The organism is Streptomyces sp. NPDC048419 (genome assembly GCF_043200415.1).
Lineage (GTDB): Bacteria > Actinomycetota > Actinomycetes > Streptomycetales > Streptomycetaceae > Streptomyces.
The window spans coordinates 44002-63956 of the sequence record NZ_JBICXT010000021.1 but is presented as its reverse complement, the minus strand read 5'-3'; the positions used below and the strand labels follow the sequence as shown (position 1 = coordinate 63956).

23 protein-coding genes are annotated in these 19955 nt (G+C 70.5%); 13 read left to right on the top strand and 10 right to left on the bottom strand.

Going from position 1 to position 19955, the window contains the following annotated elements; translation table 11 throughout:
• Positions 1 to 13: 13 nt before the first annotated feature.
• The gene (locus ACGFYN_RS34580; protein ID WP_393869885.1) at positions 14 to 673 is read right to left on the bottom strand and encodes a TetR family transcriptional regulator; all 660 of its coding nucleotides are present in this window, start codon (positions 671 to 673) and stop codon (positions 14 to 16) included.
• Between the two features lie 210 nt (positions 674 to 883).
• Here ACGFYN_RS34580 and ACGFYN_RS34575 point away from each other — a divergent pair, with 210 nt between their 5' ends.
• Genes ACGFYN_RS34575 through ACGFYN_RS34565 form a run of 3 tightly spaced genes read left to right on the top strand, consistent with a single transcriptional unit; the run spans position 884 to position 4094 of the window.
• Positions 884 to 2302, top strand: coding sequence for a glycosyltransferase family 4 protein (locus ACGFYN_RS34575; RefSeq protein WP_393869884.1), 1419 nt, complete (start codon positions 884 to 886; stop codon positions 2300 to 2302).
• The gene (locus tag ACGFYN_RS34570) at positions 2296 to 3030 is read left to right on the top strand and encodes a class I SAM-dependent methyltransferase (protein WP_393869883.1); all 735 of its coding nucleotides are present in this window, start codon (positions 2296 to 2298) and stop codon (positions 3028 to 3030) included. Before ACGFYN_RS34575 ends, ACGFYN_RS34570 begins: the two co-directional genes overlap by 7 nt.
• On the top strand, positions 3027 to 4094 hold the full coding sequence (locus ACGFYN_RS34565) for a prenyltransferase/squalene oxidase repeat-containing protein (RefSeq protein WP_393869882.1): 1068 nt from the start codon (positions 3027 to 3029) through the stop codon (positions 4092 to 4094). The genes ACGFYN_RS34570 and ACGFYN_RS34565 overlap by 4 nt, the downstream gene beginning before the upstream one ends.
• Before the next feature lie 49 nt (positions 4095 to 4143).
• Here ACGFYN_RS34565 and ACGFYN_RS34560 read toward each other — a convergent pair whose 3' ends face one another.
• From ACGFYN_RS34560 to ACGFYN_RS34535, 6 genes are all read right to left on the bottom strand, one after another.
• On the bottom strand, positions 4144 to 4434 hold the full coding sequence (locus ACGFYN_RS34560; RefSeq protein ID WP_393869881.1) for a hypothetical protein: 291 nt from the start codon (positions 4432 to 4434) through the stop codon (positions 4144 to 4146).
• A 75-nt stretch (positions 4435 to 4509) separates the two neighbouring features.
• The gene (locus tag ACGFYN_RS34555) at positions 4510 to 5520 is read right to left on the bottom strand and encodes an LLM class F420-dependent oxidoreductase (RefSeq protein WP_393869880.1); all 1011 of its coding nucleotides are present in this window, start codon (positions 5518 to 5520) and stop codon (positions 4510 to 4512) included.
• Positions 5521 to 5629: 109 nt separating this feature from the next.
• The gene (locus ACGFYN_RS34550; RefSeq protein ID WP_393869879.1) at positions 5630 to 6490 is read right to left on the bottom strand and encodes a hypothetical protein; all 861 of its coding nucleotides are present in this window, start codon (positions 6488 to 6490) and stop codon (positions 5630 to 5632) included.
• 82 nt (positions 6491 to 6572) lie between these two features.
• Entirely contained in the window at positions 6573 to 7553 is a 981-nt protein-coding gene (locus ACGFYN_RS34545; RefSeq protein WP_393869878.1) for an N-acetylmuramoyl-L-alanine amidase, read from the bottom strand.
• Between the two features lie 113 nt (positions 7554 to 7666).
• The gene (locus tag ACGFYN_RS34540) at positions 7667 to 7927 is read right to left on the bottom strand and encodes a hypothetical protein (protein WP_393869877.1); all 261 of its coding nucleotides are present in this window, start codon (positions 7925 to 7927) and stop codon (positions 7667 to 7669) included.
• A 59-nt stretch (positions 7928 to 7986) separates the two neighbouring features.
• The gene (locus tag ACGFYN_RS34535; RefSeq protein ID WP_393869876.1) at positions 7987 to 8229 is read right to left on the bottom strand and encodes a hypothetical protein; all 243 of its coding nucleotides are present in this window, start codon (positions 8227 to 8229) and stop codon (positions 7987 to 7989) included.
• Between ACGFYN_RS34535 and ACGFYN_RS34530 the strand changes: the two genes are divergently transcribed.
• From ACGFYN_RS34530 to ACGFYN_RS34500, 7 genes are all read left to right on the top strand, one after another.
• A complete protein-coding gene (locus ACGFYN_RS34530; protein WP_393869875.1) occupies positions 8228 to 8404 on the top strand; it encodes a hypothetical protein in 177 nt (58 codons plus the stop codon). The genes ACGFYN_RS34535 and ACGFYN_RS34530 overlap by 2 nt on opposite strands.
• A gap of 75 nt (positions 8405 to 8479) precedes the next feature.
• Positions 8480 to 8671, top strand: a complete 192-nt coding sequence (locus ACGFYN_RS34525) for a hypothetical protein (RefSeq protein WP_393869874.1) — start codon at positions 8480 to 8482, stop codon at positions 8669 to 8671.
• A 170-nt stretch (positions 8672 to 8841) separates the two neighbouring features.
• Positions 8842 to 9582, top strand: a complete 741-nt coding sequence (locus ACGFYN_RS34520) for a DUF6879 family protein (RefSeq protein ID WP_393869873.1) — start codon at positions 8842 to 8844, stop codon at positions 9580 to 9582.
• On the top strand, positions 9579 to 10427 hold the full coding sequence (locus ACGFYN_RS34515; RefSeq protein WP_393869872.1) for a helix-turn-helix domain-containing protein: 849 nt from the start codon (positions 9579 to 9581) through the stop codon (positions 10425 to 10427). Before ACGFYN_RS34520 ends, ACGFYN_RS34515 begins: the two co-directional genes overlap by 4 nt.
• 87 nt (positions 10428 to 10514) lie before the next feature.
• Positions 10515 to 10979 (top strand): hypothetical protein, encoded by a 465-nt coding sequence (locus ACGFYN_RS34510; RefSeq protein WP_393869871.1) that lies wholly within the window; start codon positions 10515 to 10517, stop codon positions 10977 to 10979.
• Positions 10980 to 11039: 60 nt separating this feature from the next.
• Entirely contained in the window at positions 11040 to 11540 is a 501-nt protein-coding gene (locus ACGFYN_RS34505; RefSeq protein WP_393869870.1) for a hypothetical protein, read from the top strand.
• Positions 11541 to 11617: 77 nt separating this feature from the next.
• On the top strand, positions 11618 to 12271 hold the full coding sequence (locus tag ACGFYN_RS34500) for a class I SAM-dependent methyltransferase (RefSeq protein WP_393869869.1): 654 nt from the start codon (positions 11618 to 11620) through the stop codon (positions 12269 to 12271).
• A gap of 212 nt (positions 12272 to 12483) precedes the next feature.
• On the opposite strand, the gene ACGFYN_RS34495 is transcribed toward ACGFYN_RS34500, so the two are convergent.
• Positions 12484 to 13140: a class I SAM-dependent methyltransferase gene (locus ACGFYN_RS34495; protein WP_393869868.1), complete on the bottom strand. Its 657-nt coding sequence runs from the start codon at positions 13138 to 13140 to the stop codon at positions 12484 to 12486.
• A gap of 192 nt (positions 13141 to 13332) precedes the next feature.
• A complete protein-coding gene (locus ACGFYN_RS34490) occupies positions 13333 to 15090 on the bottom strand; it encodes an MFS transporter (RefSeq protein ID WP_393869976.1) in 1758 nt (585 codons plus the stop codon).
• 137 nt (positions 15091 to 15227) lie between these two features.
• Here ACGFYN_RS34490 and ACGFYN_RS34485 point away from each other — a divergent pair, with 137 nt between their 5' ends.
• Positions 15228 to 16415 carry a beta-ketoacyl synthase N-terminal-like domain-containing protein gene (locus tag ACGFYN_RS34485; protein ID WP_393869867.1) on the top strand — a complete coding sequence of 396 codons (1188 nt, stop codon included), beginning with the start codon at positions 15228 to 15230 and terminating at the stop codon, positions 16413 to 16415.
• A 103-nt stretch (positions 16416 to 16518) separates the two neighbouring features.
• On the opposite strand, the gene ACGFYN_RS34480 is transcribed toward ACGFYN_RS34485, so the two are convergent.
• On the bottom strand, positions 16519 to 17379 hold the full coding sequence (locus tag ACGFYN_RS34480; RefSeq protein WP_393869866.1) for an SDR family oxidoreductase: 861 nt from the start codon (positions 17377 to 17379) through the stop codon (positions 16519 to 16521).
• A 91-nt stretch (positions 17380 to 17470) separates the two neighbouring features.
• Between ACGFYN_RS34480 and ACGFYN_RS34475 the strand changes: the two genes are divergently transcribed.
• Positions 17471 to 18199: a TetR/AcrR family transcriptional regulator gene (locus ACGFYN_RS34475; protein ID WP_393869865.1), complete on the top strand. Its 729-nt coding sequence runs from the start codon at positions 17471 to 17473 to the stop codon at positions 18197 to 18199.
• 207 nt (positions 18200 to 18406) lie between these two features.
• A complete protein-coding gene (locus tag ACGFYN_RS34470) occupies positions 18407 to 19840 on the top strand; it encodes a DHA2 family efflux MFS transporter permease subunit (RefSeq protein WP_393869864.1) in 1434 nt (477 codons plus the stop codon).
• Positions 19841 to 19955 lie beyond the last annotated feature (115 nt).

Sequence of the window (19955 nt, the reverse complement as noted above, 5' to 3'; positions counted from 1 at the left end):
GCCCCGCGGGACGTCACGCGTGCGCGTCCGGGCGGCCTGTTCCCTTGACCTCCGTGAGGTCTATCAGCCGGCACACCGTCTCGATGTCGATCTTTACCTGGGCGATGGAGGCGCGGCCCGAGAGCCAGGTGATCAGGGCCGAGTGCCAGGTGTGCTCGATGACGCGGACCGCGGAGAGCTGCTCGGGGGTGGGGTTCTCCAGGCCCATCGCGTCCAGGATGATCACCGTGGTCTGGCGGGAGACCTGGTCGACCTCCGGCGAGACGCTGCGGTCGGCGAAGGTGAGCGCGCGGACCATCGCGTCGGCCAGATGCGGCTCGCGCTGCAGCGCGCGGAAGGCCCGCATCAGGGTCTCCGCGACGCGCTGGGCGGCCGTGTCACCCGTCGGCGGCTTCTTGCGCAGCGTGCCGTGCATGTGCTCCAGCTGGTCCTGCATGGTGGCCACCAGCAGATGGATCTTCGAGGGGAAGTACCGGTACAGCGTGCCCAGGGCGACCTGCGAGGACTCGGCGACCTCACGCATCTGCACGGCGTCGAAACCGCCCCGGCTGGCCAGCTGCGCGCTCGCGTGCAGGATGCGTCGGCGACGCGCCTCCTGCCGCTCCGTGAGGGGCGGGGAGGCTGGCTGCGAGGTACTGGCTTCCACCTTGGCCACCTTGGCTTCCGCAGGCATGGGTCCCGATCCGTGACAGTCGGTGAGGGCTGGTGATCGCACCGAGCATGCCAGGGCGTCCGCCGTGGCGCGAATCACCTGATCCACTGCTCACAGCACCCCTACCTGCCGGTAGATTCAGAGCCTCCTGGACGATCAAGTCTGAAACTTGTTCTAGATTAGCGTCCCGGCGTAATCTCGCGGGACAGTGCATGCAGAAGGGGGCCCAGAGTGACCGCTGAGGCCAGTCCGGCAGGGCCCCAGGAGGACCCGGCCGTCGACGGCGAGCGACCGCTCCACATCGCGCTCCTCACCTATAAAGGGAACCCGTTCTGCGGCGGCCAGGGTGTCTACGTCCGCCACCTCTCGCGCGAGCTGGCCCGTCTCGGGCACCGCGTCGAGGTCATCGGCTCCCAGCCCTATCCGGTCCTCGACGAGGGCGCGGACTACGCGCACCGCCTCACCCTCACCGAGCTGCCGAGCCTGGACCTCTACCGCTCGCCCGACCCGTTCCGCACCCCGGGGCGCGACGAGTACCGCGACTGGATCGACGCCCTCGAAGTGGCGACGATGTGGACCGGCGGCTTCCCCGAACCGCTGACCTTCTCCCTGCGCGCCCGCCGCCATCTGCGCGCCCGGCGCGGCGAGTTCGACGTCGTGCACGACAACCAGACCCTCGGCTACGGCCTGTTGGGCGACGTCGGCGCACCGCTGGTGACCACGATCCACCACCCCATCACCGTGGACCGCCAGTTGGAGCTGGACGCGGCGGTGGGCCGGCTGGCCAAGCTGTCCAAGCGGCGCTGGTACGCCTTCACCCGCATGCAGAAGCGGGTCGCGCGCCGCCTGCCCTCGGTCCTCACCGTGTCGGGTACCTCCCGCGCCGAGATCGTCGACCACCTGGGTGTCCGCGAGGACCGTATCCACGTGGTGCACATCGGCGCGGACACCGACCTGTTCTCGCCCGACCCGTCCGTGCCCGTCGTGCCGGGCCGGATCGTGACGACGTCCAGCGCGGACGTACCGCTCAAGGGACTGGTCTTCCTCGTCGAGGCGCTGGCCAAGGTCCGCACCGAGCACGCCTACGCCCACCTCGTCGTCGTCGGCAAGCGCCCCACCGAGGGCCCGGTCGCCCAGGCCATCGAGCGCTACGGCCTGGAAGGCGCTGTCGAGTTCGTCAAGGGCATCTCGGACGCCGAACTGGTCGACCTGGTCCGCTCCGCCGAGGTCGCCTGCGTCCCCTCGCTCTACGAGGGCTTCTCCCTCCCGGCGGCCGAGGCGATGGCCACCGGCACGCCCCTCGTCGCGACCACCGGCGGAGCGATCCCGGAGGTCGCCGGGCCCGACGGCGAGACGTGCCTGGCGGTGCCGCCGGGTGACCCGGGAGCGCTGGCCGCCGCCCTGAGCCGGCTGCTGGGCAACCCCGAACTGAGGGTGCGGCTCGGCCGAGCGGGCCGTGAGCGGGTACTGGCCCGCTTCACCTGGGCCCGCGCCGCTCAGGGCACGGTGTCCCACTACCGCGACGCCATGGCCGGCTCCGCCGGCACACCCCCCGGCCGCTCCGCGGCCCCCCGAACCCCCGAGGCCGGCAGGGCGACGCCCGCACCAGAACTAGCCGTATCCAATCCCGAAAGCAGGGCCACGTGCTGACCGTCGACTTCTCCCGGTTCCCGCTCGCGCCGGGCGACCGCGTCCTGGACCTCGGCTGCGGGGCTGGCCGGCACGCGTTCGAGTGCTATCGGCGGGGCGCGCAGGTCGTGGCCCTGGACCAGAACGCCGAGGAGATCCGCGAGGTCGCCAAGTGGTTCGCGGCGATGAAGGAGGCCGGCGAGGCGCCCGAGGGCGCGAGCGCCACGGCGATGGAGGGCGACGCCCTCGCGCTGCCCTTCCCCGACGAGTCCTTCGACGTCGTCATCATCTCCGAGGTCATGGAGCACATCCCGGACGACAAGGGCGTACTCGCCGAGATGGTACGGGTGTTGAAGCCCGGCGGCCGAATCGCGATCACCGTCCCGCGCTACGGCCCCGAGAAGGTCTGCTGGGCGCTGTCCGACGCCTACCACGAGGTCGAGGGCGGCCACATCCGCATATACAAGGCGGACGAGCTGATCGGCAAGATCCGGGAGGCGGGCCTCAAGCCGTACGGCACGCACCACGCGCACGCGCTGCACTCGCCGTACTGGTGGCTGAAGTGCGCCTTCGGCGTCGACAACGACCAGGCGCTGCCGGTGAAGGCGTACCACAAGCTGCTGGTCTGGGACATCATGAAGAAGCCACTGGCGACCCGGGTCGCCGAGCAGGCGCTGAACCCGCTGATCGGCAAGAGCTTCGTGGCCTACGCGACCAAGCCGCACCTGCCGTCGGTGGACGCCCGGTGACCACTCCCCGGACAGAACACCTCGTCCTGCCCGGGGTCCTCACCGCCGGGCAGGCCGCCGCCACCGTGCAGGGCATCCTCGCCGTACAGCGGGAGGACGGCGCCATCCCGTGGTTCCGCGGCCACCACCTCGATCCCTGGGACCACACCGAGGCCGCGATGGCGCTCGACGCGGCCGGTGAGCACGACGCCGCCGAGCGGGCCTACGAGTGGCTCGCCCGGCACCAGAACGAGGACGGTTCCTGGTACGCGGCCTACGCCGACGGGGACTTCGCGGACGTCACCGACCGCGGCCGGGAGACCAACTTCGTCGCCTACATCGCGGTCGGCGTGTGGCACCACTACCTCTCGACCGGCGACGACACCTTCCTGGACCGCATGTGGCCTTCCGTCTACTCGGCGATCGAGTACGTCCTGGGGCTCCAGCAGCCCGGCGGGCAGATCGGCTGGAAGGGCGAGGACGACGGCACCTTCACCACCGACGCGCTGCTCACCGGCTCCTCCTCCATCCACCACGCGCTGCGCTGCGCGCTCGCCATCGCCGAACAGCGTGAAGAGCCGCAGCCCGACTGGGAGTTGGCTCTTGGAGCCCTGCGGCACGCGATCCGCCGCCACCCCGAGCGGTTCCTGAACAAGGACCGCTACTCGATGGACTGGTACTACCCGGTCCTGGGCGGTGCGCTGACCGAGGCGGAGGCCAAGTCCCGTATGGAGGAGGGCTGGGAGCGTTTCGTCGTCCCCGGCCTCGGCGTGCGCTGCGTCGTCCCCAACCCGTGGGTCACGGGCGGGGAATCGGCCGAACTCGCCCTCGCTCTATGGGCGATGGGCGAGTCCGACCACGCGCTGGACATTCTGAAGTCGATCCAGCACCTGCGCGATGCGGACACCGGCCTGTACTGGACGGGCTATGTCTTCGAGGACGAGGCCATCTGGCCCCGGGAACTGACCACGTGGACCGCCGGCTCCCTCCTCCTCGCCGTCGCGGCCCTCGGGGGCGACGAGGCGACGTGCACGGTGTTCGGAGGGGGAAGCCTGCCGCGAGGGCTCGACCCGGACTGCTGCTGAGCCCCCGGCGGCGATGGATGGGGTGTGCCTTCGCGTCCTTGGTGACGTCTCAGTGACGGTGGACGCGGTTGGCGATGGCATGGCCGATGAAGAGGTAGACGACGGCTGCGAGACCGTAGCCGGCGACCACTCGGGCCCATGCCGCGTCGAAGGTGAACAGGTCGTGCGACCAACCCGCCAGCCACAGAGCCGCGTTGTGGATGAACTGCACGAACTCGTTCGCGCGGTTCGCGTCCAGCAGGTACATCAGGATCCACAGGCCCAGGATGAGGGCCATGATGTCGGCGACGACAGCGATGACCGTTCCGGCCTGATTCGCACCGCGATATCTGGGGGACATGCCTAACGGGTTGCCGCCGAAACGTGGGGCAAACCCGGGTGGTTGAAACGTGCGTGCGATCTGCGGGTCGGCACTCTAGGAGTTGAGCTCGGCCAGCACGCGCAGCGACTCCCGGTCGGGGGAGAGCGCGAGCAGGTCGGTCACCGGGCCCTTGCGCCACAACTCCAGCCGCTCCGCGATCCGTTCACGTGGCCCCACCAGCGAGATCTCGTCGGCGAAGGCGTCCGGGACGGCGAGCACGGCCTCCTCGCGCCGCCCCTCCAGGAACAGCTGCTGAATACGCCGCGCCTGCTCCTCGTAGCCCATGCGTGCCATGAGGTCGGCGTGGAAGTTGCGGGAGGCGTGGCCCATGCCGCCGATGTAGAAGCCGAGCATGGTCTTGACGGGCAGCAGGCCCTCCTTGACGTCGTCGCAGACCTGGACGCGGACCAGGGGAGCGACGAGAAACCCGGGCCGCAGCTGCGCGATGGCCGGCCCGTACACGTCCGGCCGCGTCGGCGACCAGTACAGCGGCAGCCAGCCGTCGGCGATACGGGTCGTCTGCTCGACGTTCCTGGGCCCCTCCGCGCCGAGGAGGATGGGGAGTTCGGGGCGCAAGGGGTGCGTGATGGGTTTGAGCGCCTTGCCCAGCCCGGTCCCGTCCTCGCCCCGGTACGGATGCGAGTGGAAGCGCCCGTCCAGCGCCACCGGCGCCTCACGACGCAACACCTGCCGTACGACGTCGACGTACTCCCGCGTAGCCGTCAGCGGTGACTTGGGGAACGGCCGCCCGTACCAACCCTCCACCACCTGCGGCCCCGACAGCCCCAGCCCCAGCATCATCCGGCCGCCGGAGAGATGGTCGAGGGTGAGGGCGTGCATCGCGGTGGTCGTCGGCGAGCGGGCGGCCATCTGCGCGACTGCCGTACCCAGCTTGATCGTTGAGGTCTGCGCCGCGATCCAGGTGAGCGGCGTGAAGACGTCCGACCCCCAGGACTCGGCGGTCCACACCGAGTCGTACCCGAGCCGCTCGGCCTCCTGCGCGAGCGGCACGTGCTCCGCGGAGGGGCCGCGGCCCCAGTAGCCGAGGGCGAGACCGAGTCGCATGACGCCTCCATCTTCTGACGGCCAGTCAGCTATGTGGCTGTGAGCTGCGACTGTACGACAACGGCCCCCCGCCCGGAAGGGCGAGGGGCCGTGAGCGGTTCGGCGTCGATCAGCCGCGCTGAATACCGGAGGTGTCCTGCAGCACGCCGCGACGGCCGTCCTGCGTCTGCGCGACCAGACCCGGACCGCGCTGCTCGACGGCCAGGTACCAGGTACCGGGCGCCAGTTCGGCGATCGGCGCCGGCGACCCGTCCTCGGCGAACAGCGGCCGCGCGACGGGCACCGCGAACCAGAACGGCGAGAAGTCCCCGGCGGTGGGCTGGGGCTGACCCGGCTGGCCCGGCTGTGGCTGCCCCGGCTGAGGCGCCCCCGCCTGCGGCTGGGCCCCGTAGGGCTGCCCGGGCTGCGGCTGACCGCCGTACTGCGGCGGCTGCTGGGCGGCACCCGGGTAGCCGTAACCACCGGGGGGCTGGGCGCCGTAGGGCGGCTGCGGGGCCTGGGGCTTGGGCGCGGGGACCAAGGCGGCCTTGAGCGCGGGCACGAGAGGCGTGGCGATGGCAGCCGCGGCCATGACCAGGGTCGCGATGAGCGCGAGGATCAGGCCGGTGCCGGCACCGACGCCGTTGCCCGAACCGGAGCCGACGTTGTCCATGCCGCCGAGCGGGTCGAAGACGTTCCCGAGCGCGCACCAGGCGGCGAAGACGGTGAACGCCGTGCCGAACGCGCCGAGCTCGATGCCCGCGACCTTCGGGACCTGCGGCAGCCCGTGGGAGACCACGACGAGCGCGGCGCCGATGATGCCCGCGAGGACGACGCCCATCAAAACGGGACCGCTCTCCCAGGAGTTGGGGAGATTGGCACTGTCAGGTGCCCCATCGACAGAGTAGATGTCGAGAAACGACGCGATGAACAGCAATACCGCTGCTCCGATCACCACGCCGTCGCCTCGAGTGAGGGAGCGGATATTCACTTCAGGTCCTTCGTAGGTCGTCTCGTCGTCGGTAGACACTATCGTCCCCCGACCAGGGTGTCCGCCGGGATCAGCCCGCCTATCACGAAGCGTGCAGGAAACTCACGATTCCATCAGAGATCCCTTGCGCCGCCTTCTGGCGCCACGTGCCACTGGTGAGTAGCGCTGCGTCCTTGCTATCGCGCATGTTGCCGCACTCGATGAAGACCTTGGGAACCGTTGACAGATTGAGACCGCCCAGGTCCTTACGCGTGACGAGACCGGTGCCGTCGCCGATGTAGTTGGAGGGCGCACTGCCCGTGACCCGCACGAAGTTGCCGGCGATGCGCTGGCCGAGTTCGGCGGAGGGGCCGACGATCCTGCGGGTGTCCGCCGAGCCCGCGTCCACGAACCCGGGCATGATCACGTGGAAGCCGCGGTTGCCGGCGGCGGAGCCGTCCGCGTGGATGGAGATCGCGGCGTCGGCATGGTCCTTGTTGCCGATCGCGGCCCGCTGGTCGACACAAGGCCCCCACGCCGGGGAGCCGTTGTCGTGGGTCAGCTTCACCGTGGCGCCCTGCTTCTCGAGCAGCGCCTTCAGCCGGTGGGAGACGTCGAGCGTGAACTGGGCCTCCGCGTAACCCGCGTTGGTGGAGGTGCCGGTGGTGTCGCACTCCTTGCGGTTCGTGCCGATGTCGACCTGGCGGTTGATCTCCGCGGTGTGCTGGAAGTTGCCGGGGTTGTGGCCGGGGTCGATGACGACGACCTTGCCCTTGAGGGAGCCGGTCGCGGCGGGCGCAGAGGAGCGGGGCGAGGAGTGGGTGGCCGACGGGCTCGGCTGCTTGTCGTCGTCGGTGGTGGCGGAGCCGGGCGCACTGGACCGCGCCGACGTGGACGCGGGCGTGGACGCGGACGTCTGCACGGTCGCCTTGTCGTCGCCTCCACCTCCCGTGCCGCCCACGGCTTCGTACACGAGCCACCCCAGCAGGGCGCCGGGTACGAGCGCGGCGATCGCGACGGTCAGGGGACCGCGGCGGGGGCGGCGGGGCTGGGGAGGATCGAAGTCCGGGCCTACGTACGACACGTCTGCCACCCTAGCGGGCGTCCATGTTGTCCATAGGGTGCATGGGCGGTCGACGCAGTGTGCCTGAAGGTGCTCGGGCAGCCGCTCAACTGGGATCAGCCATCCAACTGGGATCAGTCATCGGCTTGCTGCTCGCGACGATGCGAGACCGTGGCCAGCTCCTGCAGCAACTCGTGCTCGCTCTTGCCGGTCTCGCGCGCCATCTTGTGCAGCAGCAGGGCACAGAGGGCGGCCGCACCGTCCATGAGCGTCTCCACCGCCTCGGGATCCTCCCGCCGCCGCTCGACGACGTACTGCGTGAGCAGCTCGTTCCCGGAGACGTAGGCGGTCATGAACTCGATGCCGTTGCGGATGCGGTCGTAATCGTTGCTCATGGCCACACGATCGCATGTCAGGCGGCGAGCATGCGTCCGGGCGGTCGTAGGGGTCCGGCTCAGTCCTCGACCTGCCTCACGCCGACGTCATACTCCAGATCTGGAAATGCTGTGAGCTGCTCCCTCACCGCTTCACGCATGTCACCGGCCAGCGACAGCGATGCCCCGGCCGGGGCGTCGGGAGCGCCTGAGCGGGTGACGGAGGACACGATCGCGTCAGGATCCACGTTCTCCAGAGCGTGCAGAACCTCGTCCAGACGGTCGTTCCGCACGGTCGTCGAGACGTAGGTGCGAACAGTCATGGTTCCTCCCTTGTGCTGGCCCGACTCCTCCGGCCGCCGCTCGATCAGCTCGGCCCTGGCCGCCGTCGGACAGGTAGACGACTACGGGCGTTACGGAGGCCATGCCGCCACTCTGGCCCGCGACTGGTCCGTACGCATCCTCAAGGCCCTCTCGGACTACATAGCCCCGGGGTAGCAGACCAGACGTCGGGAGCGGCCCACCCCGACCCACACGTCCCCCTTCGCACCATTGGGCGCAACAAGAAGCAATATGCGCAACACTGGCAGGCAGGTCAAAACCAAATGCGCGGCGCAGAAGGACGTGGCGACCGCCATCCTCGAATCGACCATCGCACAGGTGGACGCGGTGACCGAGGCCGGCGGTGGACCGGACACGATCGGGTCGCGCCTGCACCGGCCGGCCGAGGCGTACGTCCTCGTCGTTCGCGGCAAGAGCGAATAACGACGCACGTCAACGCCCTGTCGCCCCACTCGGACGACGGTGCGTTGCGCTGTCCGAGTGCGCGCAACCGCGATATAGGACATCGGGCGCGCAATCTGCCGCAATCCTCGGGCGGCCCCATGAGATCCCGCGCATCCTGGTCCTCCAACCTGCACGTACGGAGGAGCGACATGACGCTCAGGTTCCTCGGCACGACCAGCGACGGCGGCGACTGCCCCACCCTCTACGAGGTGGAAGGCACAGGCGAGATCCTCGTGCAGGGCGACATCGAGACCGAGCCCGAGCACCTCGCCCAACTGCGGGACGTGAAGGACACCGAGACCTTCGTCCGTGTCCCACGTGAGCTGCTCGCCCGCTTCGCCCCGCGCAGCGAGCCGTCCGAGGTCATCCCGTTCCGCGAGGTGGCCCACGTCTTCACCGACTTCCGTCACACCGCGTGGCGTCTGGAGACCCGCCGCGGCTACGCCACCGACCGCGGCATCGAACCCTGGGCACGCTGGCAGGCCGGCGAGGACGTCGCCCACGACGAGCCGGACGCGTGGCGCCGCAACGTCGCCGAGCAGGTCGCCCAGGGCAAGACGTTCGGGCGCGTCCGCCTGGTCGACCAGCCGCTGACCGAGGGGCAGCGGTTCCTGCTGACGCGGGCGCCCAGCAACGTGGCCGTGGGCGACGAGATCCGCTACCTCTGGCGCGCGGAAGCAGAACAACTGGGCCTGCCGGGCTTCGACTTCTGGCTCATCGACTCCCGGACCCTGCTGCGGTTCGTGTTCGACAAGCAGGACTCCACGGTGGGCGTCATCGTCTCCGAGGACCCGACCGAGGTCCTGGCCGCCTGCCAGGCCCGCGACGCTGCCTGGCATCACGCCGTGCCTGCCGCTGAGTTCGCCGAGCGGGTACGTTCCACCATGTGACCAGCGACTACCAATCCGGGCGCGTCGCCCTCGGCGCCCGCATGCGTGAGCTGCGCACCGAGACCGGCCTCAACGGCAAGGACTTCGCCGAGCGCCTCGGCTGGCAACGGTCAAAGGTCAGCCGGCTCGAGCACGGGAAGCAGACCCCGAGTCGCGAGGACCTGCGGGAGTGGGCCACGGCCGTCGGCCGCCCAGATGTCCTGACCGAACTGGCGGGGCGTCTCACGGGACTTGAGACCCGCTATCGGTCGCTGCGCAAGCAGTACTCCAACGGCCACCGCGCCCGCCAGGAACAGGGCGTGGTGGAGAGTGAGCAGACGAAGTTGCTGCGCGCCGTCGAGGTGATCCGGATACCCGGCATCTTCCAGACACCCGAGTACGCGCGGGCCGTATTCGCCGCCAACGCCGCATTCCGCGACGTGCCGATCGACGACATCGAGGACGCCGTCCGTGCCCGCATGCGCCGCCAGCAGGCCCTGTACGAGCCTGAGCGCAGCTTTCGCGTCCTGCTGTGGGAGGGCGCCCTTTACGCCTTGAACGCCCCCCGTCCGGTCATGGCTGCGCAGCTGGACCGGCTGCGGTCCATGGTCGGCATGGACACGGTGCAGCTCGGCATCATCCCCTTCGCCGCCGAACTGCGCCGCAGCCCGTCCCACGGGTTCTGGATCTACGACCGGCGCCTCGTCATCGTGGAAACGCTGAGCACGGAAATGTGGCTGGACGACGAGGAGTCCATCGTCCTGTACGAGCGGGCATGGGACTGGCTCGCCGACTCCGCGGTCTACGACGCGGCAGCACACCGTCTCATCGGCCGGGCCACAGCCGCCGTCCAGAAGCTCTCCTGAACAACCCTCGGCAACGCCGCCCACCGCGCGCGCAATCCCGCGCAATCGCCACCCGGCCGCGCAATTGCCCTGCCTACGGTGCTGCTCATGGCCCTCTCGTGGATGCGATTCACTGCCGTGTACGAGGCCGGGGACGCGTGGCTCGCCACTTTCTCCGCGCACCCGACCCTCGTCCGTACGGCGTGGAACTCCGACATGCTCGCCCCGATCACTTCGGGCGCGCGCTGGCTCGTCGCCGAGGCGGCGCTGATGACCACCTTGAAGGCGATCAACCGCATTCGTGAGGAGTACCGCGGGCCCGTCCTCGCCGATTCGGAGGTCGACAAGGCCTGGTGGCTCGTGCCGATCGACGCCGCGAAGGATCTGGCCGACGTACCACAGCTGACGGTTCAGGTACCGGGCCGGCCGCTGCACGTCCCACCGGCGGGCGGGCACCTCGAGACCCGCATGTGGCTGCAACGCCCCGACGGCTCCGGCCTGCTGACTGATCCCGCCGTACTGGCCGCCGCATTCGGCCCCGACGGATACCGACACGCTGCCGAGGCATCGTGACCGCCACAACAAGCAGAGCGCAGGGCGCCACCAGTCCGGACACCCCAGAAGGGACAGTTCATGACCGTCACGCTCGAACAGCCCGCCAGCACGCGCACGAGGGATCCGAAGGAACTCCTCAACGCCGTGGCTCCGCACATCACGGAGCTGACCGTCAACGTGTTCGACTCCGGCATGAGCCTGTGGGACCGCGAGGTCGCCCTCCTGCTCCGCGACCACACCATGGTGCGGGACATGGCCGAACGCATCCTCGGCAGCGCCGTCATGTACGTCATGGGATCCATCGAGAACCCCGGCCGGCACCTCGGCGTGGGCAAACTCGTCGACATCGGCGTGCACCAGCTCATCCTCGACACACCCGTCTGGTGGGGCATCTGCCGCCTCTACAACGGCGGCCGGTTCAAGCACCACGCACCGTTCATCGAGCGACGACGTGACGGCCTGTGCCTGCGCACCGGCGACCTCCTGCGCTTGCAGGGCTGGCCCATCGACGAGGAGCTGTGGGCCATCGACGGCGCGGACTGCTCACCGTGCGACGACAAGGTCCCAGACAGCCATTGACACAGCTACAGTCACCCCCGCCCTCGCTTCCCTCGGAGGGCGGGGGCCCGCCCCGGCCACGACCCAGAGGAACCGCTGTGCCCGTACCTCACGACATCGCTGCCGAGACCGAACTGTGGGACGCCTACGCCGAATCCGCGTTCAAGGCTGACGCTGAGCCCGCGTTCTGCTGGACCCAGTACACGGGCCACGGCCCCGGCCCTGAGCTCCTCGGCTCTCCGGAATCCGCTCTGGAGATCGGCTGCGGTACCGGCCGTGCCCTCGCCCACCTTGCACGACTGGGCGTCAAGGCGACCGGGGTCGACCTGTCCCCGTGCATGGTGCAGCGCGCGGGCGAGAAGTGGGCGCCGCTCGGCGCAAGGATCGAGCAGGGCGAAATCCTCACCTGGCTCGCCGCTGATGGGGACCGCTACGACGCGGTGTACTCGATCTTCGGCGCGGCCTGGTTCGCCGACCCCTCGCGCCTGTTCCCCCTCGTGCGAGAGCGCGTGGCCCCGGGCGGGGTGTTCGTGTTCTCGCAGCCGCCGGCGATCCCCGGTGCGTACGGCCCGCAAGGCATGTACAAGGGCGGCTTCGCGGGGAAGGCCATGTTCACCTATCGGTACAGCTACAAGCCCGCGGTATGGGAGCGGCACCTGCTCCGGGCCGGCTTCTCCACCGCAGCAGCCTGCGTGTTGGACGCGCCGAAGCCCGGACATATCGGCACCCTCATCGTCGTCGCTCATGTGTGAGCGACGGCTGGAGCGGGCGAGCGTGCCCGGTCAGCAAGCCCCGCGGCTCAGGGAACTCGTGGACCACCTGGATCTCGCCGACGATGTGGGCGTTGAAGTCGTCTAGCTCCTCGGCCGGAACCCAGAGCTCTCGGATCGTCTGTCAGCGGTTACGGGACAGCACAGCCCCGAGGAGCTGAACGATCGACCGCCGGGGGGCATCAACCCGGTCCTCAGATCCCTGCGCCCGTTCGCCGCAGGACGCGCAGCGAGTCCGTCGCCGAGATTTCCGTGAAGGCGCCGGACTGAAGGGCGCGGAGGTAGACGCGGTACGGGGCCTGGCCGGTGAACTCGTCCTTGGGGTCCGGGAAGACGTCGTGGATGAGGAGGAGGCCGCCCTCGGCGACGTGCGGGGCCCAGCCCTCGTAGTCGGCGTTGGCGTGCTCGTCGGTGTGGCCGCCGTCGATGAAGACCAGCCCCAGCGGGGAGCCCCAGACCGCAGCCACCTGCGGCGAACGCCCGACCAGCGCCACCACGTGCTCCTCCAGCCCGGCCTGGTGCAGCGTCCGCCGGAAGGTCGGCAGCGTGTCCATCAGGCCGATCTCGGGGTCCACCGTCTCCGGGTCGTGGTAGTCCCACCCGGGCTGCTGCTCCTCGCTGCCGCGGTGGTGGTCGACGGTCAGCGCCATGACCCCGGCCTCGCGCGCGGCGTCGGCCAGGAGGATCGTCGAGCGGCCGCAGTACGTCCCGACCTCCAGCAGCGGCAGCCCGAGCGCCCCCGCCTCGACGGCCGCCGCGTACAGCGCCAGCCCCTCGTCCGCGGGCATGAACCCCTTCGCCGCCTCGAACGCGGCCAGAATCTCGGGCTTGGGTGCGGCGGCCGCGGTCATGGGGGTCCTTCCGGTCATACGTCGCGCGTCGTACATCAGCGGCCCCATGCTGCCGCACCCCCGGCCGAAAATTCGACCGGGGGTGCGTGCAGCAGGTTTTTCGCTTTTGTCTTTAGGGGCGCGGGGAACTGCGCGACCAGCCACAACATCGCCGCACCCGCCGAACAACGAGCCGCGGCACCGCATGTGGCGTTACGCCGTCACAGCCTCACCAGGCAGCGACAGATCCAGATCCTCCGCCCGCTCCGCACCGGAGTGCGTCGCAGAGGAAGCCAACGGCCCATGCCCCGCCGCCCGTGCGGCCAGCACATACGCCCCCTCGGTAGGCACGGCCAGCACATAGCTGCCGTCCTCCTCGGACAGCGTCGACCCCGCCTGCCGCCCACGCCGGTCGATCAGCGTGACCTTGGCGCGGGCGACGGGAGCCCCGTCAGCGCCGAGCACCCGCCCACGGAACCCCCGCAGAACGGCTTCCGCGCGAGCGATCCCCGCCTCCTCGTCGCTGCTGACCCGCAGCTGCGGCGCACGGTTCGGCTTGGGCAGGAACACGGCCATCAGCAGACCGACGGCCACCGCAGCGGTAGCGATCATGAAGGAGACGTGGAAGCCGTGCATGGTCGGGATCGCGACGCCGCCCACGTTGTGCGCGGTGTTCGCCAGCACCATGCCGATGACGGCGCTCGACACGGACGTACCGATCGAGCGCATCAGGGTGTTGAGACCGTTCGCCGCACCCGTCTCGGAGGCCGGCACCGCGCCCACGATCAGCGCGGGAAGCGAGGAGTAGGCGAGGCCGATGCCCGCGCCCAGGATCACCGCGATGACGGCGCTCTCCCACGGCGCGCTCATCAGGCCGAGGCCGGCGCCGTAGCCGATGCCGATGATCAGCATGCCGAGGATGAGGGTGACCTTCGGGCCGTACCGCGCGGACAGGCGGGCGTAGACCGGCGCCGTGACCATCATCGTCAGGCCCAGCGGAGCGACCAGCAGGCCGGCGACGACCATCGACTGGCCGAGGCCGTAGCCGGTGGCCTTCGGCAGCTGGAGGAGCTGGGGCAGGACGAGGGAGACGACGTAGAAGGAGACACCGACCATGATCGAGGCCAGGTTGGTGAAGAGGACGGCCGGGCGGGCCGTGGTGCGCAGGTCGACCAGCGGGGCGGCCTTGCGCAGCTCCATCACGCCCCACAGGAGCAGGACGAGGGCGGAGGCGCCGAACAGGCCGAGCGTGGTGCCCGAGGTCCAGCCCCAGTCGCTGCCCTTGGTGATGGGCAGCAGGAAGAGGACCAGGCCGGCGGAGAGGCCGAGTGCGCCCAGTACGTCGAAGGTGCCCTTGGCGCGCATCGGGGATTCCGGTACGACGGCGAGGGTGAGGACGATGGAGAGGACGCCGAGGCCGGCGGCGCCGTAGAAGAGCGCGTGCCAGTCGGCGTGCTGGGCGATCAGGGCCGCGAGCGGCAGGGCGAGGCCGCCGCCGACGCCGATGGAGGAGCTCATCAGGGCCATGGCCGAGCCGAGCTTCTCGCGGGGCAGCATGTCGCGCATCAGGCCGATGCCGAGGGGGATCGCGCCCATGGCGAAGCCCTGGAGGGTGCGGCCGGCGATCATCGTGAGCAGGTCGCTGGTGAGGGCGCTGACGAGGGCGCCGACCACCATCACGGCGAGGCTGAGGATCAGCATGCGCCGCTTGCCGTACAGGTCGCCGAGCCGGCCCATGATCGGGGTGGCCACGGCGCCGGAGAGCAGTGTCGAGGTCAGGACCCAGGTGGCGTTGCTGGGCGCGGTGTCCAGCAGCTGCGGCAGGTCCTTGATGACCGGGACGAGCAGGGTCTGCATCACCGCGACAACGATGCCCGCGAAGGCGAGGACCGGGACGACGGTCCCGCTCGCCCTCCTGGTGGGCTGTTCGGTCGTCGTGTGTGTCATTGCGTGAGGCCTCCCGCGTTGGATAAGTGCTGGGTAAACCTCGTATGCACAGGCAACTATTCCGTTGCTTCGGGTCTCTAATCAATTCTTGACCCGGCCATGGGAATCTGACTCGTGGTCAGGTCTGGTGGGTGAGTGGAACGTGTTCTAGTCTGCGCGCCATGAAGGCCTACGTCGCCGGTGTCGGCATGACCCGATTCGAGAAGCCCGAGACGCGTGAATGGCAGTACTGGGACATGGTGCGGGAGGCCGGCGGCGCTGCTCTGGCCGATGCGGGGGTCTCCTACGCCGAGGTGGAACAGGTTGCTGCCGGCTACTGCTTCCAGCCCTCGACCGCCGGGCAGCGCGCCGCCTACGAGCTCGGCCTGACCGGCGTCCCCGTCTACAACGTCAACAACAACTGCGCGACCGGCTCGACCGCCCTGATGCTCGCCCGGCAGCTGGTCGAGGGCGGGGCGGCCGACTGCGTGCTGGCGCTGGGCTTCGAAAAGATGAAGAGGGGCGCGCTCGGGGGCGGGGCCGACGGCGGGGACTTCTCCACCTCTCCCGTCGCCCGGCACTACGGTGTGATGGCCGCCCGGCACGGCTTCGAGATGACGCCGCCCACCGCGCAGATCTTCGGCGACGCGGCCCGCGAGCACATGGAGAAGTACGGCACGACCGAGGCGCAGCTCGCCGCCGTCGCCGCCAAGAACCACCGGCACTCGGCGCACAACCCGAACGCGCAGTTCCGGGACGTGTACGAGGTGGCCGACGTCCTCGCCGCCCGTACCGTCCACCGGCCGCTCACCAAGCTCCAGTGCTCGCCGACCTCGGACGGGGCGGCGGCCGCGGTCGTGGTCTCCGAGCGGTTCGCCGAGCGGCACGGGCTGACCGGGCCGGTCGAGATCGTGGCGCAGGCGATGACCACCGACACCGAGGAGTCCTTCGCCTCCGGCTCGTGCATCGACGTCGTGGGACAGCCCATGTCGCGGGAGGCGGCCCGGCAGGTCTACGAGCGGGCCGGACTCGGGATCGAGGACGTGGACGTCGTCGAGCTGCACGACTGCTTCTCGATCAACGAGCTGCTGACGTACGAGGCGCTCGGCATGTGCGCGGCGGGGGAGAGCGGCAAGCTCGTGGAGTCGGGCGCGACGACGTACGGCGGGCGCTGGGTGGTCAACCCGTCCGGCGGGCTGATCTCCAAGGGGCATCCGCTGGGCGCGACCGGGATCGCCCAAGTCGCCGAGCTGGTGTGGCAGTTGAGGGGCGAGGCGGGGGAGCGGCAGGTACCCGGTGCCAGGGTCGGGCTCGCGCACAACATCGGGCTGGGCGGGGCGGCGGTGGTGACGGTGGTGCGGGCGGCCTAGGCCGCCGCCCATGCCGTCGGTCCGCACCCGGTCGGGCAGGCGGTGTGCTGGGTGACGCACGCCGGGGACACCACACATGGCGGTGGCGCGCGCCCCACCGGATCTATTCGGCCCAGGCCTGCTCCAGCAGGGTGCGGAAGGGGGCGGGCTCTCGGCCGATCAGTTCGGCCAGCGTCGGGTCGACGGCGGCGAACTCGCCATTGCGCGCTGCCGCGAAGATGCTCAGCATCAGGTCGGCGATCGGGGCCGGAGCGCCCTGCGCCAGGGCCTGCTCGCGGAAGGCGTCGTCGGGGACGACGGTGCGGGTGAAGGGCCGTCCGCCGGCCTGGGCCGCGATCTCGGCGACGGCGTCGAAGTCGAGTGCCGCCGGGCCGGTGAGCGGCGGGGTGGGCCCCTCGAAGCGGCCCTCGTCGGCGAGGATCGCCGCGGTGGCCTCGGCGAGGTCGTCGTGGCCGGTCCAGGCGACCGGGCCGTCGGCGGGGAGGGCGATGTCGCCGGTGTGGCGCGCGGACTCCAGGAACTGCAGGGCGCTGGCTGTGTAGAAGCCGTTGCGCAGCGCGGTCCAGGGCAGGCCGGTGGCGCGCAGCAGGTCCTCGGTCCGGGCGTGGTCGCGGCATGCTTGGAAGCGGGACTCGTGGGCGGCGCCCATCTGGCTGGTGTAGAGGATGCGGCCGACGCCGGCCTTCACGGCGGCGTCGATGGCGGCGCGGTGGCCGGTGACGCACTCCTCGCCCGTGCGGTCGAGGGAGACGAGGAGCAGTTGCTCGGCGCCCTCGAAGGAGTGCACGAGCGAGGCGGGGTCGTCGAAGCTGCCCTGCCGGACGCGGACGCCGCGGTCGGCGAGGTCCTGAGCCTTGCGGGAGTCGCGGACGCTGACACCGACGCGGTCGGCGGCGACGCGGTCCAGGAGGCGCTCGACGGTGCGGCGGCCGAGCTTTCCGGTGGCTCCGGTCACGATGATCACGGGGGTTCTCCCAACGCTGTTTCCAGTGGAATCACTTCAACGTTAACATCGATACTAACGGTGGAAGCAAGGGTTCGATATCGTTGAATCCATGCCTCTTCGCGACACCACCGACAGCTCTCGCCGTCGCATCGTCGTGGCGGCCGTCGAGCTGCTGGAGAACGGCGGGCCGGACGCGGTGAGCACCCGCGCGGTCGCCGCCGCGGCCGGGATGCAGCCGCCCGCGATCTACCGCCTCTTCGGCGACAAGGAGGGGCTGCTGGAGGCAGTCGCCGAGCACGGCTATGCGCAGTTCCTGGAGAGCAAGCGTGCGCAGCTCGACCCCGCTCCGGAGGACCCGGTGGAGGAGCTGCGCCGCGGCTGGGATTTGGTGGTGGAGTTCGGGGTCTCGCGCCCAGAGCTGTTCGCGGTGATGAACCGGGCCACCGGCCGGGGGCCGGACGCCGCGCACCGCGCGGGCCTGGAGATCCTCCGCGGTCGCGTGCGCCGGCTGGCGGCCGGGGGGTGGTTGCGGGTCGACGAGGAGCTGGCCGCCCAGATCATCCAGGCCACCGGCCAAGGCGCGGTCACCACCTGGCACTCCACCCCGGCGGAACGCCGCAATCCGATGCTGCTGACCGTCCTGCGCGAGTCCATGATCGCCGCAGTCACCCACGCCGAACCGATGGTGTCCGCCGCGGAGTCCGGCCCCGCCCCGGCGGCCCGCGCGCTGCGTGCCGCCCTCCCCGACGACGCGGATGTCCTGAGCGACGCCGAGCAGCGACTGTTGCGCGAGTGGCTGACCCGACTGGCGGCGGACGGTGGCGCGCCGCGGGCCTGATCCCGTGCCAGGCGCCCTCGTGCAGGTCGAACGTCGCGAGGAGAGATCGCTCGATGAAGCGGCGGCCACTGAGATGAGGCCGTGGGCGACCACACCGCTCGTGGTCGATACACCTAGGTGAGGGACTGGGCGCTGGGGCCTAGGACTCGCGGACGAAGCGCTCGTCGGGCGAAATCCCGATGCAAGGGGTGCAACCGGGTTGAGAGCATGACAGGCATGCTGGAAGCCGAAGCCACTGACGTCACCCCGATAGCCCGCCGTAGCGCGCCGCCCACGTGGCTGGTCGTGGCACTCGCCTGTGCCGGACAGTTCCTGGTGGTGCTCGATGTGTCGGTCGTCAATGTGGCGCTGCCGTCGATGCGGACGGACCTGGGGCTGAGCGCGCAGGGCCTGCAGTGGGTGGTGAACGCGTACGCGATCGCCTTCGCCGGGTTCATGCTGCTGGGCGGGCGGGCCGGCGACCTCTACGGGCGCAAGCGGATGTTCCTGGTGGGGCTCGCCCTGTTCACGCTGGCCTCGCTGGGCGGCGGCCTCGCGCAGGAGGGCGGCCAGCTGCTGGTGGCGCGGGCCGTGCAGGGGCTGGGGGCCGCGGTGCTCGCGCCGTCGACGCTCACCATCCTGACCTCCGCCGTGACCGAGGGCGCGGCGCGGGCGCGGGCGATAGCGACGTGGACGGCGGTCGGCGCGGGCGGCGGTGCCGCGGGCGGCCTGGTCGGCGGGGCGCTGGTGGACGGGCTGTCGTGGCGCTGGGTGCTGCTGATCAACGTGCCGATCGGGGCGGTGGTCCTGGTCGGTTCGATGCGCTGGCTGGCGGAGAGCCGCAACGGCGGCGGACGGCGGCTGGACCTGCCGGGCGCGGTGCTGGTGACGGCGGGACTCGCGACACTGGCGTACGGGATCTCGCAGACGGAGGCGCAGGGTTGGACGGCCGCGGCCACGCTCGTGCCGCTGATCGCCGGGCTCGCGCTGATCGGGCTGTTCCTGTTCGTCGAATCGCGTACGGCGGCGCCGCTGATGCCGCTCGGACTGTTCCGGGTGCGGTCGGTGTCGTCGGCGAACGCGGCGATGTTCCTCAGCGGGTCCGCGATGTTCTGCATGTGGTACTTCATGACGCTGTACGCGCAGAACGTGCTCGGCTACTCCCCGCTGGAGGCCGGCCTCGCGCTGGTGCCGAGCTCGCTCGCGGTGCTCCTCGGCTCCAAGTCGGCGCCCCGCTTCATGCCGCTGGTCGGCGCCCGCAACGTGGCCGCGCTCGGCGCCGTCATCGCGGCGGTCGGCTTCGGCTGGCAGTCGGCGATGACGTCGGAGGGCAACTACCTCACCGAGATCATGTTCCCCGGCGTCCTGATGATGCTCGGCGCCGGCCTGATGGCGACCCCGCTCGCCTCGCTCGCCACCTCGGGAGCCGCCCCGGGCGAGGCCGGCCTGGTCTCCGGCCTGATCAACACCTCCCGCACGATGGGCGGTTCACTCGGCCTCGCCATCATGTCGACGATCGCGGCGGCGCGGACGGGCAGCAGCGGTACGCCGGCGGCGCTGACGGAGGGGTACGCCCTGGTGTTCCGGGTCGGTGCGGTGGTGCTGGTGGCGGGTGTCGTGCTGATGCTGGCCTGGCTGCCGCGCAGGCCCTCCGGGCGGTAGCTGGTCGAGCGGCGCTTCCGGTATCCGGGGCGTCGGCGGATCGATGAACGCCGGGTGCTCCACCGAGCCTTCGGTGCTTTGGGCTGCGCGGTCATCTGCCGCGGCGGCTGAAGAC